This window comes from Streptomyces clavuligerus (assembly GCF_005519465.1).
GTDB classification, from domain to species: domain Bacteria; phylum Actinomycetota; class Actinomycetes; order Streptomycetales; family Streptomycetaceae; genus Streptomyces; species Streptomyces clavuligerus.
Map to the genome: position 1 here is coordinate 5195365 of NZ_CP027858.1, position 14659 is coordinate 5210023.

Annotated in this window: 12 protein-coding genes; 6 read left to right on the forward strand and 6 right to left on the reverse strand. The window is 72.6% G+C overall.

Annotated features, from left to right (window positions below):
- Positions 1-92: 92 nt before the first annotated feature.
- A complete protein-coding gene (ileS, locus tag CRV15_RS21895) occupies positions 93-3236 on the reverse strand; it encodes an isoleucine--tRNA ligase (protein WP_003956698.1) in 3144 nt (1047 codons plus the stop codon).
- 794 nt (positions 3237-4030) lie between these two features.
- The gene (locus CRV15_RS21900) at positions 4031-4528 is read right to left on the reverse strand and encodes a hypothetical protein (protein WP_230864101.1); all 498 of its coding nucleotides are present in this window, start codon (positions 4526-4528) and stop codon (positions 4031-4033) included.
- On the opposite strand from CRV15_RS21900, the gene CRV15_RS21905 reads away from it, so the two are divergent.
- The 5 genes from CRV15_RS21905 to CRV15_RS21925 all read left to right on the forward strand — a co-directional run bounded on the left by CRV15_RS21905 (position 4494) and on the right by CRV15_RS21925 (position 9290).
- Positions 4494-4952, forward strand: a complete 459-nt coding sequence (locus CRV15_RS21905; protein ID WP_009995887.1) for a TraR/DksA family transcriptional regulator — start codon at positions 4494-4496, stop codon at positions 4950-4952. The genes CRV15_RS21900 and CRV15_RS21905 overlap by 35 nt on opposite strands.
- A 62-nt stretch (positions 4953-5014) precedes the next feature.
- Positions 5015-5584, forward strand: a complete 570-nt coding sequence (lspA, locus tag CRV15_RS21910; RefSeq protein WP_003956702.1) for a signal peptidase II — start codon at positions 5015-5017, stop codon at positions 5582-5584.
- A 43-nt stretch (positions 5585-5627) separates the two neighbouring features.
- Positions 5628-6569 (forward strand): RluA family pseudouridine synthase, encoded by a 942-nt coding sequence (locus CRV15_RS21915; protein WP_003956703.1) that lies wholly within the window; start codon positions 5628-5630, stop codon positions 6567-6569.
- A 227-nt stretch (positions 6570-6796) separates the two neighbouring features.
- Positions 6797-8383: a Na+/H+ antiporter gene (locus tag CRV15_RS21920; RefSeq protein ID WP_003956704.1), complete on the forward strand. Its 1587-nt coding sequence runs from the start codon at positions 6797-6799 to the stop codon at positions 8381-8383.
- A 154-nt stretch (positions 8384-8537) separates the two neighbouring features.
- On the forward strand, positions 8538-9290 hold the full coding sequence (locus tag CRV15_RS21925; RefSeq protein WP_003956705.1) for an SDR family NAD(P)-dependent oxidoreductase: 753 nt from the start codon (positions 8538-8540) through the stop codon (positions 9288-9290).
- Positions 9291-9340: 50 nt separating this feature from the next.
- Here the strand turns inward: CRV15_RS21925 and CRV15_RS21930 are convergent, their stop codons facing one another.
- On the reverse strand, positions 9341-10438 hold the full coding sequence (locus CRV15_RS21930; protein WP_009995883.1) for a mechanosensitive ion channel family protein: 1098 nt from the start codon (positions 10436-10438) through the stop codon (positions 9341-9343).
- A 22-nt stretch (positions 10439-10460) separates the two neighbouring features.
- Between CRV15_RS21930 and CRV15_RS21935 the strand changes: the two genes are divergently transcribed.
- On the forward strand, positions 10461-11036 hold the full coding sequence (locus tag CRV15_RS21935) for a dienelactone hydrolase family protein (RefSeq protein WP_003956707.1): 576 nt from the start codon (positions 10461-10463) through the stop codon (positions 11034-11036).
- Positions 11037-11076: 40 nt separating this feature from the next.
- On the opposite strand, the gene CRV15_RS21940 is transcribed toward CRV15_RS21935, so the two are convergent.
- From CRV15_RS21940 to CRV15_RS21950, 3 genes are all read right to left on the reverse strand, one after another.
- The gene (locus CRV15_RS21940; RefSeq protein WP_003956708.1) at positions 11077-12759 is read right to left on the reverse strand and encodes an alkaline phosphatase D family protein; all 1683 of its coding nucleotides are present in this window, start codon (positions 12757-12759) and stop codon (positions 11077-11079) included.
- Between the two features lie 101 nt (positions 12760-12860).
- Positions 12861-13676 carry a DsbA family protein gene (locus CRV15_RS21945; RefSeq protein WP_003956709.1) on the reverse strand — a complete coding sequence of 272 codons (816 nt, stop codon included), beginning with the start codon at positions 13674-13676 and terminating at the stop codon, positions 12861-12863.
- A gap of 153 nt (positions 13677-13829) precedes the next feature.
- Positions 13830-14507, reverse strand: a complete 678-nt coding sequence (locus CRV15_RS21950; protein ID WP_029182888.1) for a hypothetical protein — start codon at positions 14505-14507, stop codon at positions 13830-13832.
- Between the last annotated feature and the right edge of the window lie 152 nt (positions 14508-14659).

Genomic DNA, 14659 nt, shown 5'->3' on the forward strand with positions numbered 1-14659 from the left:
CCTTGGCCGGCGAGGAGGGTACGGCACCGGACGAGCGGGAACGGCGAAGGGGGCCGGGCACCGGGCCCGGCCCCCTTCGGGGATCGGCTCGCTCAGACCTTGCGCAGATGGAAGGTGAGCGCCAGCGACTCGTCCGTGAAGGCCGGTCCGAACGTGCCGTCCGGAGCCGAACGGGTGAACTCCGTCGCCAGAACCTCATCGGCGATCAGACCGGAGTGCTCCGCCAGGGCCTCGGCGGTGGCGGCCTCCCCGGCCTCCCACACCACGGCGATCCGGTCCGCCACATCCAGACCGCTGTTCTTACGGGCCTCCTGGATCAGCCGGATCGCGTCCCGCGCCAGCCCCGCGAGCCGCAGCTCGGGGGTGATCTCCAGATCCAGGGCGACCGTGGCGCCCGAGTCCGAGGCCACCGACCAGCCCTCGCGCGGGGTCTCCGTGATGATCACCTCGTCCGGGGCGAGGGTGACGGTCTCACCCTCGACCTCCACCGAGGCCGTGCCCTCGCGCAGCGCCAGCGAGAGCGCGGCGGCGTCCGCATCGGCGACGGCCTTCGCCACCGCCTGCACCCGCTTGCCGAACCGCTTGCCGAGCGCGCGGAAGTTGGCCTTCGCGGTGGTGTCGACCAGTGAGCCGCCCACCTCCGAGAGCGAGGCCAGCGAGGAGACGTTCAGCTCCTCGGTGATCTGGAGGCGCAGCTCGGGGGAGAGGGCGTCGAAACCGCTCGCCGCGACCAGCGCGCGGGACAGCGGCTGACGCGTCTTGACCCCGGACTCGGCCCGGGTCGCGCGGCCCAGCTCCACCAGTCGGCGCACGAGCACCATCTGCTGGGACAGCACCGGGTCGATCGCCGACAGATCCGCCTCGGGCCAGCCGGCCAGATGCACCGACGGGGGCGCGTCCGGCGTCACCGGCACCACCAGGTCCTGCCAGACCCGTTCGGTGATGAACGGGGTGAGCGGGGCCATCAGCCGGGTCACGGTCTCGACGACCTCGTGCAGCGTGCGCAGCGCCGCCTTGTCGCCCTGCCAGAACCGGCGCCGCGAGCGGCGGACGTACCAGTTGGACAGATCGTCGACGAACGAGGACAGCAGCTTTCCGGCGCGCTGGGTGTCGTACGCCTCCATCGCCTGCGTGACCTGGTCCACCAGCGCGTTCAGCTCGCTCAGCAGCCAGCGGTCCGAAACGGTGCGGTCCGCCGGGGCCGGGTCGGCCGGTGACGGGGCCCAGCCGGAGGTCCGGGCGTACAGCGCCTGGAAGGCCACCGTGTTCCAGTAGGTCAGCAGCGTCTTGCGGACGACCTCCTGGATGGTGCCGTGGCCCACCCGGCGCGCCGACCACGGGGAGCCGCCCGCGGCCATGAACCAGCGCACCGCGTCCGCGCCGTGCTGGTCCATCAGGGGGATCGGCTGGAGGATGTTGCCCAGGTGCTTGGACATCTTCCGGCCGTCCTCGGCGAGGATGTGCCCCAGACAGACGACGTTCTCGTAGGAGGACTTGTCGAACACCAGGGTGCCGACCGCCATCAGGGTGTAGAACCAGCCGCGGGTCTGGTCGATGGCCTCGGAGATGAACTGCGCCGGGTAGCGCTTCTCGAACAGCTCCTTGTTCTTGTACGGGTAGCCGTACTGCGCGAACGGCATCGAGCCCGAGTCGTACCAGGCGTCGATGACCTCCGGGACCCGGACCGCCGTGAGCGCGCAGCCCTCGTGCGGGCAGGCGAAGGTGACGTCGTCGATGAACGGCCGGTGCGGGTCGAGCGCCGACTGGTCCCGCCCGGTCAGCTCCGACAGCTCGGCGCGCGAGCCGACGCAGGTGAGGTGGTTCTCCTCGCAGCGCCAGACCGGCAGCGGGGTGCCCCAGTAGCGGTTGCGGGAGAGGGCCCAGTCCACGTTGTTGTTGAGCCAGTCGCCGAAGCGGCCGTGCTTGACGGAGTCCGGGAACCAGTTGGTCCGCTCGTTCTCCTCGATCAGCCGGTCCTTGATCACGGTGGTCCGGATGTACCAGGACGGCTGGGCGTAGTACAGCAGCGCCGTGTGGCAGCGCCAGCAGTGCGGATAGCTGTGCTCGTACGGGATGTGCCGGAAGAGCAGGCCGCGCGCGTCCAGGTCGGCGGTGAGCTGCTCGTCCGCCTTCTTGAAGAAGACGCCGCCGACGAGCGGGATCTCCTCCTCGAAGGTGCCGTCCGGGCGGATCGGGTTGACCACCGGGAGGCCGTAGGAGCGGCAGACCTTGAGGTCGTCCTCACCGAAGGCGGGGGACTGGTGGACCAGACCGGTGCCGTCCTCGGTGGTGACGTACTCGGCGTTGACGACGTAGTGCGCCGGTGCCGGGAACTCCACCAGGTCGAAGGGGCGCCGATAGCTCCAGCGCTCCATCTCGGCGCCGGTGAAGGTGCGGCCGGTGGACTCCCAGCCCTCGCCGAGCGCCTTCTCCAGCAGCGGCTCGGCCACGACGAGCTGCTCGGTGCCGTCGGTCGCGACCACATAGGTGACGTCCGGGTGGGCGGCGACCGCGGTGTTGGACACCAGGGTCCACGGGGTCGTCGTCCACACCACCAGCGCGGCCTCGCCCGCGAGCGGGCCGGAGGTCAGCGGGAAGCGGACATAGACGGAGGGGTCGACGACGGTCTCGTACCCCTGGGCCAGCTCGTGGTCGGAGAGGCCGGTGCCGCAGCGGGGGCACCAGGGGGAGACCCGGTGGTCCTGGACGAGCAGCCCCTTGTCGAAGATCTGCTTCAGGGACCACCAGACGGAGTCGATGTACTCGGGCTCCATGGTGCGGTAGGCGTCGTCCAGGTCGACCCAGTAGCCCATCCGCGTGGTCAGCTCGGCGAACGCGTCCGTGTGCCGGGTCACCGACTCGCGGCACCTGGCGTTGAACTCGGCGATGCCGTACGCCTCGATGTCCTTCTTGCCGGAGAAGCCCAGTTCCTTCTCGACGGCCAGCTCGACGGGGAGGCCGTGGCAGTCCCAGCCCGCCTTGCGGGCCACGTGGTAGCCGCGCATGGTGCGGAAGCGGGGGAAGACGTCCTTGAAGACCCGGGCCTCGATGTGGTGGGCGCCGGGCATGCCGTTGGCGGTCGGCGGGCCCTCGTAGAACACCCACTCGGGGCGGCCCTCGGACTGCGCGACGCTCTGGGCGAAGACCTTGTTCTCGCGCCAGAAGTCGAGCACCGCGTGCTCAAGGGCGGGCAGGTCGACCTGGGCGGGCACCTGACGGTACTGCGGGGGTGTCATGGAAACTCCTCCGGCGGACAGTGTTTCTTCCGTCGGAGGGACGAGAGCCTCCGGCTCCCGCGGTACCACCCTCCTTGGCGGCGCTGGGCGCGCCGCCCCCTCATTGGGGTCGCGAAGCCGGTTCTACTCGCCTGGTGGCTTTCTTCCGACGGCTCCGGGGTGATCCTTCGCACCGCGCTCGCCCCCGGGCTCGCACCGTCCCCAGGTCGCTCATGGCTGCGTACGACGCTACTCGTCCCCATCCAAGCCTTTCGCTCCGCCCAGTGTAAGGGCCCGGACGGCTGTCTTCCGACCGCATATTCCGGGGGGCCGGGGCGGGGGCGTACGCGGTGGTCCGGCGGATCGCGCCCGGGGCGGCGGGCGGGCCGGCCCCATGACCCGAATGGCCAGATGCGCGCCGGTGCGGTCCCGGGGCCCGGCGAAGGACGGATTACCGGGCGGCGAGCTGGGCACAACGGTTGCAGGTCCGTTTCCCCGAGGCCGGGGCGGGGCCGCAGCGGCGGCGTGCCCCGTTTGCCGCGGGGCTGGGGTCGATTTATCGTCCCAGCACGATTCGCGAGCGAGATCACAATATGTGAAGGGGCCGCGGCCATGGTGGCGAAGAAGACCGCCGAGAGTGCTCGGGCGTCCACGGAATCCGCCGCTGACCAGGCTGTGCCCGGGAAGAAGAGCGCGGGCACGGGCCCTGCCGCGAAGAAGGCCGCCGCGGGGAGGACCGCTGCCGGGAAGGCCGCCGCCGCGGGGTCCGGGGCGAAGAAGACCGTGGCGAGGAAGGCCGCCCCGAAGAAGGCCGCTCAGAAGGAGACCGCTCCGGAGAAGGCCGCGAAGGCCGTGGGGACCGCGAAGGCGGTGACCGCGCGGAAGGCGGCGGCGGGGGCTCCCGCGACCGGGGAGAGCGCCGAGGGGAGTGCTCGTGCGGCCCCCGCGGGGCGGGCCGCCGCGAAGAAGGCGCCCCCCGCGAAGAAGACGGCGGCGGCCGGGGCTTCCGCGCCCGCGAAGAAGGCGGCGAAGAAGAGCGCGAGGGCGGCGCCCGCGAAGAGGGCCCCGGCGAAGAAGGCCGCGAGGAAAGCGGCGGGGACGAAGACGGCAGCAGGGGCACCGGCCGGTCCGGTGCCCGACGACAGCACGTCGGCCGGGACGTCGGCCGAGGTCAGAGCCGCGGCCGACCCGGCCGCGCACGGGGCCGCGCCCGCGGCCGAGGGGGCGGCGAAGGCCGCGAAGCAGACAGGAGCACGGACGGTGGGAACAAAGAACTCTGTGGCCGCCGACGACGGCGCGGCGGCCGTGCCCACGGCCCGCACGGCGGCGGCGCCGGGCCCGGGCGGACTGGCGGTCCGGCCGGGCGAGGAGCCCTGGACCCCCGAGGAGGTCGCCGCGGCCCGTACCGAGCTGACCTCGGATGTGGCCAGGCTCAACGCCGAGCTGGCGGCCTCCGAGGCGGCCCTCGCCGGGCTGATGCGGGACTCCGGCGGAGGCTCCAGCGGTGACGACGCCGACACCGGCAGCAAGAACATCACCCGCGAGCACGAGCTGGCCCTCGCCGCCAACGCCCGGGAGATGCTGGAGCAGACCGAGCGGGCCCTCCAGCGGCTGGACGCGGGCACCTACGGCCTCTGCGAGAACTGCGGCAAGCCCATCGGAAAGGCGCGTATGCAGGCATTTCCCCGGGCCACGCTCTGTGTGGAGTGCAAGCAGAAGCAGGAACGCCGGGGCTGAGCCCACGGAGGTGTGCCGTACCCTCGTGGACAGTCAGGCACCTAGGTTGTTGAGGGACTCACGTGGCAGAGGCGGAGCGGGTCATCGGTACGCCGGATATGCCGGATGTCGGCGACGAGGCGGCGGCCTCGGCCGACCGGCCCCGGGGCAGGCATCGCGTCGCCGTGCTGCTCTCGATCGCGATCGTGGCGTATCTGATCGATCTCGTCACCAAGACGATCGTGGTGAAGAAGCTGGAGGGCCAGCCGTCGATCGAGGTCATCGGTGATCTGCTCCGCTTCGAGGCGGTACGGAACTCCGGCGCGGCCTTCGGCATCGGCGAGGCGTACACCGCGGTCTTCACCGTCATCGCCTCCACCGTGATCCTGGTGATCATCCGGCTCGCCCGCAAGCTCTACAGCCTGCCCTGGGCCGTCGCCCTCGGGCTGCTGCTGGGCGGGGCGCTCGGCAATCTCACCGACCGGATCTTCCGGGCCCCCGGGGTCTTCGAAGGGGCGGTCGTCGACTTCATCGCCCCCGCCCACTTCGCGGTCTTCAACCTCGCGGACACCGCGATCGTCTCCGGCGGTGTGCTGATCGTGATCCTCTCCTTCAAGGGCCTGGACCCCGACGGGACCGTCCACAAGGACTGAGGCCCGGCGCCGGGAGGGGGCCGGGACAGGGCATACTCGACGGGTGAGCACCCTTCCCGAGATCCGCACCCTTCCCGTACCCGACGGCCTGGAGGGCGAGCGTGTCGACGCCGCCATCTCCCGGATGTTCGGGTTCTCCCGCACCAAGGCGGCCGAGCTGGCCGCCGCCGGGAAAGTGCTGGTCGACGGCGCCGCGGTGGGGAAGTCCGAGCGGGTCCACGGCGGTGCCTGGCTGGAGGTCGAGATGCCTCAGGCGCCCGCCCCGGTCCAGATCGTGGCGGAGCCGGTCGAGGGCATGGAGATCGTCCACGACGACGACGACATCGTGGTGATCGTCAAGCCCGTCGGAGTCGCCGCGCATCCCAGCCCCGGCTGGACCGGCACCACCGTGATCGGCGGTCTCGCCGCCGCGGGCTACCGGATCTCCACCTCCGGCGCGGCCGAGCGCCAGGGGATCGTGCACCGGCTGGACGTGGGCACGTCCGGGCTGATGGTCGTCGCCAAGTCCGAGCGGGCCTACACCCTGCTGAAGCAGCAGTTCCGGGACCGTACGGTGGACAAGCGCTACCACGCGCTGGTGCAGGGCCACCCGGACCCGATGAGCGGGACCATCGACGCCCCCATCGGCCGCCACCCCAACCACGACTACAAGTGGGCGGTGACGGCGGAGGGCAAGCCCTCGGTCACCCACTACGACCTGCTGGAAGCCTTCCGCGCGGCCTCGCTGCTGGACATCAAGCTGGAGACCGGGCGCACCCATCAGATCCGGGTGCACATGTCGGCGCACCGCCACCCCTGCGTGGGCGACCTGACCTACGGCGCCGACCCCACGATGGCCAAGCGGCTCGGGCTGACCCGGCAGTGGCTGCACGCGGTGCGCCTCGGCTTCGAGCACCCCTCGGACGGGCGCTGGGTGGAGTACGAGAGCGGCTACCCCGACGACCTCCGGCTGGCCCTGGACAAGATCGCCGAAGAGAGCCGCTGAAGCCTGCCGACGCGTGAGCCGCCGGGAGCACGGAGGCGCTGAGCCGCCGGACCGCCGGACCGCCGGGCCACGGGGTCGCTGAGCCGCCGGGTCGTCGGGGCCGGCTCGCACGGCGGTCGGCGCACCGGGCCCTGGTGATCATTCGGTCGTATCCTCCGGCCCGTTTCCCGCCCCGCGTGGCAGGCTGAACCACGGAGAGTGGTGGCTCGGCAACCCGGAGGGCGCCCGTGGACCAGTTGGCGCTGCTGCTCGCGCTGCTCTTCGGCGCCGTTCTGACGGTGCCCCTGGCCGACCGGCTCGATCTGCCCGCGCCCGTGCTGATGACCCTGGCCGGGGCCGCCGTCGCCTTTCTGCCCTTCGTGCCGGCCGTCGACATCCCGCCCGAGTTCATCCTCCCGCTGGTGCTGCCGCCGCTGCTGTACGCGGCGGTCCAGCGCACCTCGTGGCGGCAGTTCGCCGCGAACGTCCGGCCCATCCTGCTGCTCGCGGTCGCCCTCGTCCTCGTCACGACCGTGGCGGTCGCCTCCGTTGCCCACGCCGTCGTCCCCGGACTGCCGGTCGCCGCCGCGATCGCCCTCGGCGCGCTGGTCGCGCCGCCCGACCCGATCGCCGCCACCGCCGTGGCCGGACGGCTCGGGCTGCCCCGCCGCCTGGTCTCCATCCTGGAGGGTGAGGGGCTCTTCAACGACGTCACCGCGATCGTCGTCTACCACATCGCCATCGCCGCCGTGGTCAGCGGCGTCTTCTCCTGGCCGGCCGCCGCGGCGCAGTTCGTGCTCTCCGCCGCCGTCGCGGTCGTCGTCGGGCTGGCCCTCGGCTGGCTCTCCAACCAGCTCATGAGCCGTCTCGGCGACGCCACCCTCCAGGTCGGCCTCTCGCTGATGGTCCCCTATGTCAGCTATGTCCTCGCGGAGGAGCTGTACGGCTCCGGCGTCCTCGCGGTGCTCACCACCGCGCTCTTCCTCGCCGAGCGCGCCGCCGACCCCGACGACGTGATGGGCCGCCTCGCCGGAAGCACGTTCTGGCAGATCGTCGACACCCTGGTCACCGGTGTCGCCTTCGGTCTCATCGGACTGGAGCTGCGGACCGTCCTCGCCACCGTCGACGGCCGCTTCCTCACCCTGCTCGGCTGGGGAGCGCTGATCACGGCGGTGGTCGTGGGGGTGCGGCTGTGCTGGCTGCTGCCCGCCACCTGGCTCGCCCAGCGGCTGCACACCCGCCGGGACTACGCCGAGGACATCCCGATGAGCTGGCGCGAGACGGTCGTCATGTGGTGGTCCGGGATGCGCGGGGTCGCCTCGGTCGCGCTCGCCCTCGCGATCCCGCTGCTCACCGACAGCGGAGCGCCCTTCCCCGCCCGTGACGAGATCGTCTTCATCGCCTTCGTGGTGATCCTGGCCACCCTGGTGCTCCAGGGGCTGACCCTGCCCTGGCTGGTGAGACGGCTCGGGGTGCGCCCCGACGCCGAGGCCGAGCACGAACTGGAGCACAGCCTCGCGCTGCGGGCCGCCCGCGCCGCCCGGCACCGGCTCCGGGAGATCGAGGAGGTCGAGGAGTTGCCCGACGACCTCGCCGAGCGGCTGCTGCGGGGCGCCTACGAGGTCGGGGCGCGGATCAGCCCGGACATCGTCGACGAGGAGCGGCGCGAGTGGTACTCCCACCGGGCCGAACGGGCGCGGATCTTCCGCCGGGTCCAGCGGGAGATGCTGTCGGCGGCCCGCCACGAGGTGCTGGCCGCCCGCAGCGAACCGGGCACGAACCCCGAGATCGTGGACCGGGTGCTGCGCCGGATCGACGTCCGCAGCCTGCGCTGAGCCCCCGCGCCCGGTCCTTCGGCGGCCCGTCCCACTCGTCTGCGCCCGGTCCGTTTTCGCCAGCCCCGGTCCGTTTCCGCCGTATCCGCGATGTCGCCGGGCGGCCCGCGTGTGCGCCCTGTCAGGGCCCGCCCGCCGCCTCTACGATGCGACCATGGCACGCACCGTGGTGATCAGCGGCGGGGGTACCGGTATCGGACGTGCCGCCGCGCACGCCTTCGCGGACAGCGGCGCCCGGGTCGTCCTGCTCGGCCGCCGGGGGACGGTGCTGGAGCGGGCCGCCGAGCGGATTCCGGGGGCCGCCTGGTACGCGGCGGACCTGAGCCGCCCCGAGGACGTCCGCCGGGTGGCCGACACCATCGGACGCGATCAGGGCGCGGTCGACGTCCTCGTCCACAGCGCCGGGGGCAGCGGGGAGCTGGAACCCCCGGCGGAGCACACGGAGCCGCTGGCGGCCGTCGCCGAGGAGTGGTCCCACGCGTTCCGGCTCAACGTGCTCACCGCCGTCCTGCTCACCGAGGCGCTGCGGGACCGGCTCGCCACCCCCGGCGGCCGGGTGCTCTTCCTCGGCTCCATCGCCGCCTACCGGGGCACCGGCAGCCGGGCCGGGTACGCGGCGGCGAAGGCCGCGCTCCACCCGTACGCCTTCCGGCTCGCCCGGGAGCTGGGCCCGCGCGGGGTGACCGTGAACGTGGTGGCGCCGGGGCTGGTCGAGGAGACCGACTTCTTCGGCGGGGAGCCGTTCCCCGAGGACCGGCTGCGGGAGCGGATCGCCGAGACCGCGACCGGGCGGATCGGCCGCCCGGGGGATGTCGCCGAGACCCTCCGCTGGCTGGCCTCCCCGGCGGCCGGGCACATCACCGCCCAGGTGATCCAGGTCAACGGCGGAGCGGAACGGGGCCACTGAGCGGACGCCGCACGCCGGACGCCCACGCCGGACGCCGCACGCCGGGCGGCTCAGGCGCGCGGCGGCCGGTCGTCGGGAGACCGGCGCGGGCCCGGGAGCACCGGGCCGCCGGGCCCCGCCGCCGGTCCCGTCGCGATCTTCGGCAGGGCGTACGGATGGTGCGTGTGCACCCAGGCGATCAGCCCCTCCCGGACCGCGCACCGCACCGTCCACAGATCGTCGGCGTCCTTCGCGGTGACCACCGCCCGTACCTGGATGGTGCTGGGCGTGGTGTCCGTGACGGCCAGCGACCAGTCCCGGCCGTCCCACGCGGGGCACTCCCGTACCAGCTCGCCCACCCGTTTCCGCAGCGCCGGGACCGGGGCCGAGTGGTCCAGATGGAACAGGACCGTCCCGGTGAGCTGGGCCCCGCCGCGCGACCAGTTCTCGAAGGGCCTGCCGGTGAAGTACGAGACCGGCATGGTGATCCGGCGCTCGTCCCAGGTCCGGACGGCGAGAAAGGTGAGTGTGATCTCCTCGACCGTGCCCCACTCCCCGTCCACCACCACGGTGTCGCCGATCCGCACCATGTCCCCGAAGGCGATCTGGAGACCGGCGAAGAGATTGCCGAGGGTGGACTGGGCGGCGACACCGGCGACGATCCCGAGCACACCGGCCGAGGCCAGCATCGAGGTGCCGACCGTCTTCATCGCCGGGAAGGTCAGCAGCATCGCGGCGAGGGCCACCACCCCCACCACCGCTATGACCACCCGCCGGATCAGGGTGATCTGGGTCCGCACCCGGCGTACCCGGGCGGGGTCCCGGGTGGCCGCTGCGTAGCGGGCGTAGACCGATTCCACGACGGCGGTGGCGATGGTGACGACCAGCCAGGCCGAGGCGCCGATCAGGACCAGGGAGAGCAGCCGGTCCACCCCGGCCCGGTGGTCCGCCAGGGCACCGATCCGGCTCTGTGGCCAGGCCGTTCTCAGTAGCGCGGTGCCGAGCACCAGCCGCAGCGGGAGGCGGCAGCGGCGCAGCAGCCCCCACAGCGGGGTCTCGGGGTGCCGGGCGTCGGCACGGCGGAGCAGCAGATCGGCCAGCCACCCCACGCAGAGCGTGAGGACGGCCGAACCACCGATGACGATCAGCGGGCGCAGCACGTTCTCCATGTCCCGCACGTAACCTGACCGCATGCACATCATGCTTTTCCATTCCGCCCAGGGGCTCCGTCCCGCCGTGAGTGCCGCCGCCGACCGGCTGCGGGCCGCGGGTCACGAGGTGTGGACGCCCGACCTGTACGACGGAACGACCTTCGACACCGTGGAGGAGGGGAGCGCCCGCCGGGACGAGATCGGCATGGACGAACTGCTGAGGCGGGCCATCGCCGCCGCCGCGCCCCACTCCGGCCGGGGGCTGGTGTACGCGGGGTTCTCGCTCGGCGCGGCCGTGGCCCAGAATCTGGCGCTGGGCGACGAGAAGGCCCGCGGGCTGCTTCTGCTGCACGGCACGTCGGACATCGCCCCCGACACGGCGGTGGACGAGCTGCCCGTTCAACTGCATGTCGCCGACCCGGACGCCTTTGAGCCGCACGACTGGCTGACGGCCTGGTATCTGGGGATGGGCCGGGCCGGGGCGGATGTGGAGATCCACCGCTACCCCGGTGCGGGGCATCTCTACACCGACCCGGACCTTCCGGACTATGACGCGGAGGCCGCCGAGCGGACCTGGCGGGTCGCGCTCGGCTTCCTGGAGTCGCTGGAGGGGTAGCCCGCGGAACGGACCGCGGGCTTGCGGGCCCGGTCCGGGCTCAGCGCACCGGCTGGTGGACGCGCTCCACCCGCTGGGTGCCGCTGCGGGTGCGGTACGAGCGAACCCAGCGCGAGGTCGCCGCCGGGTCCCGCCGGTCGGAGACGACGTAGTAGTCCATCTGCGCCCGCTCGGCGGTCACGTCGAGGACGCCGTAGCCGTGCTCGTCCATGTCGACCCAGTGCACATGGCGGTTGGCCGCGTGGATCGCGGTCGCGGCGGCGGTGGACGCGGTCCCCGGCGGCACCTTCAGCAGATCGTCCAGATTGTCGGAGGTCACCGAGGACACGACGAACTCGGTCGCGGCGGAACGGGACAGCGGATAGGTGGCCGCCCGCACCGGGACGTCGTTCGCCCAGGCCATATGGATGTCCCCGGTGAGGAAGACGGTGTTGCCGATGGACTGTCCGGTCAGATGGGCGAGCAGCTCCCGGCGGTCGTCGGTGTAGCCGTCCCACTGGTCGACGCTGATCGCGATGCCCTCCTTGGGCAGCCCCAGCAGCTCCGCGAGCGGCGCCAGCAGATGCGCGGGCAGCGCCCCGAAGGCGACCGGGGAGATCATCACCGAGGTGCCGACCAGCTTCCAGGCCGCCTGTGAGGTGCTGAGCCGCCCCTTGAGCCAGTCGAGCTGGGCGCGGCCGGTGATGGTGCGCTCCGGGTCGTCCACGGCGCCGTTGCCGATGGACGACTGCTGGGAGCGGAAGCTGCGCAGATCCAGCAGATGCAGATCGACGAGGGAGCCGAAGCCCAGCCGCCGGTAGACGGTGCCCTCGGTGGCCGCGCGGACCGGCATCCACTCGAAGTACGCCTGCCGGGCCGCCGCCGCGCGGGCCGCGTACTCGCCCTCCGTGGCCGGGGTGTGGTTCTCGGCCCCGCCCGACCAGGCGTCGTTGGCGAACTCGTGGTCGTCCCAGATCGCGATCACCGGATGCGCGGCGTGCATCGTCTGGAGCTGCGGATCGGTCTTGTAGGTGCCGTGGCGCAGCCGGTAGTCGGCCAGGGTGACGATCTCGTGCGCGGGGGAGTGGGGGCGGACCACCCGGTCGGGGCCGGGGTAGCTGCCCGTTCCGTACTCGTAGATGTAGTCGCCGAGGTGGAGCACGGCGTCGAGGTCGGTGCGCTCCGCGAGATGGCGGTAGGCGGAGAAGTGGCCGGACTCCCAGTTGGCGCAGGAGACGACGCCGAGGGTGAGCCGGTCGGCGGCGGTGTCCGCGGCGGGCGCGGTGCGGGTGCGGCCCACGGGGGAGACGGCCTCGCCCGAGGAGAAGCGGAAGTGGTACGCGGTCTGCGGGCGCAGTCCCCGGACATCGGCGCGGACGGTGTGGTCGGATGCGGCGCGGGCGGTGACGGCGCCCCGGGCGACGATCCGGGTGAAGCCGGAGTCCTCGGCGACCTCCCAGGTCACCGGGGTGTCGGGGCCGAGGCCCGAGCCGGGTATCGCCTCCGGTGCGGGGGTCACCCGGGTCCAGAGCAGGATGCCGTCGGGCAGGGGGTCACCGGAGGCGACGCCGTGCAGAAAGCCGGGAGAGCCTGAAGCGGAGCCGGAGCCGGCACCGGGGTCGGGGTCGGTCGCGGGGGAGGCGGCGGCGGGCGCGGCGGCCAGGGCGGCTGCCGTGGTGGCGGTGGCGGCGGCGGCCCTGACGAGCGCGCGGCGGCTGGGGATCGAGGGGAATCGACTGGTCACGGCCCGTCATATTACTGACGAGTTAACAGAAAGGGGAGGGAGGGTGAACCGGATGTCACCCTCCCTCCCCTCGGGAGCCCTCGGCAGGCCCGGCGGGCGGATCAGCCCTTGAGCGCCTTGTCCACCGCCGCCCGGAACTGCTCCGGCGTCTGCGGGGCGTTCTTCGAGCCCTCGGTGGTGACCAGCTTGCCGTCCATGCGCAGCGACGGGGTGCCCTCGATCCCGCTCTTCTCGAAGGTGGCCGACATCTTCATCGCCCAGGCGTCGAAGGTGCCCTCCTTGACGTCCTTCTCGAACTGGGCGTTGTCCTTCAGGGCCGGGACCTTGTCGGCGACCTTCAGCAGGTAGGAGTCCTCGGCGAACGAGTCCTTGCTCTCCTTCGGATGCATCTCGGCGGAGTAGAGGGCGGCCTTGAAGCCGAGGAACGCCTCGGGGCTGACGTTGACCGCCGCGCCCAGCGCGCTCAGCGCGTTCTTGGAGCCCTCGCCGTTGTCGAGGTTGTCGATGAAGGTGGCGCCGATGTACTTGATCTTGTACTTGCCGTCCTCGACGTCCTTCTCCAGGACCTTGCCCACCTGCTGCTCGAAGACGGCGCAGGAGGGGCAGCGGGAGTCCTCGTACAGCTCCAGGGTCTTCTTCGCCTCCGGCTTGCCGATGATCAGCTCGGTGCCGTTGGTGCCGGTGGTGTTCGCGGGGGCCGTGACGGACTTGGCGTTCTTGGCCGCGTCCCAGGCGCTGGGCTCACTGGCCTTCTTCACCCCGAAGGCGATACCGCCCACCAGCGCGAGCCCGCCGAGGGTCGAGCCGACGACGATCAGCTGACGGCGGGTGCGGTCCTTCTTGGCCTGGGCCTCCTGCTGCTGGCGGATTCGCTCCCGGGCCGCAGCCTTGTTGGCCTTGCTGTTGCGTGCGCTCATACCGATTCACTCCGAGAAATGCGTCGTATCGGGCGATACGAAAGTCAGGGGAAAGTCAGGGCGTGCGAAGGGGGGAGGGGGGAGAGGCCCCCGCCATCGGGCCGGACCGGGCAGAGCACCGGGCGGACCGGGAGGTCCGGGCGCCGGGCCGGGTCAGCCGCAGAGGGGAACGGGCGGGCCGCGCCGCCCGACGGAGTGCACCAGCAGCCGGGCGCGCCGGACGATGCGCGCGGCAGCCGCGCGCGACAGCCCCGACGGCGCCCGGAACACCCCGATCACCAGCGCGAACGCCAGCAGCAGCGGGCCGAAGGCGAGCGCGCCCAGCGCCCGCAGCAGTCCGGCGAGCGCCGCCTCACCGTGCCAGAGCCAGGCGGAGGCAAGCAGTCCGACCCCGATATGGGCGGCCAGCAGCAGCCAGGGCAGCGCGGGGTGGGAGGACCCGAGCAGCCCGGCGGCGCCCTGTCCGGCGGTCCCCACCCCGGGAAGCCGCGCCCCGGCGGCCCCGCCGCACAGGGAGTCGAAGCCGAGGGACCGCAGCGCACCGGTGACCGGTCCGCCGCCGGGGCCGTAGCACAGCTCCTGGCCGCTGGTGAAGATCGTGTCGGCCGCCAGCTCCAGCGGGATCAGCAGACCCGCGATCCGCCAGTACCCGCGCTCCCGGCCCGCGAGGGCCCAGGCCACCGCGAAGACGAGCGCCGAGACCCCGGCGACGGCGGTCCACGGCAGCGGGGCCCGGGAGAGCAGCACATGGGAGGCGGCGGACAGCGTCACGACCAGTGCCGTGAAGACCGCCGCCCGCACCGTCCTGAGCCGAACTCCCGATACGTCCATCACCCGCGAGTGTGCCATGTCCGGGTGAGAGGAGTCTTAAGGGCACCGCCGGGGCCATCACCGGGGCCGCCACCGGCCACCGCCGAGGACATCGCCGAGGCCATCGCGGCGCCCGGCCCCGGGGCCCCCGCCCGGCGGCCCGCGGCGGCCGG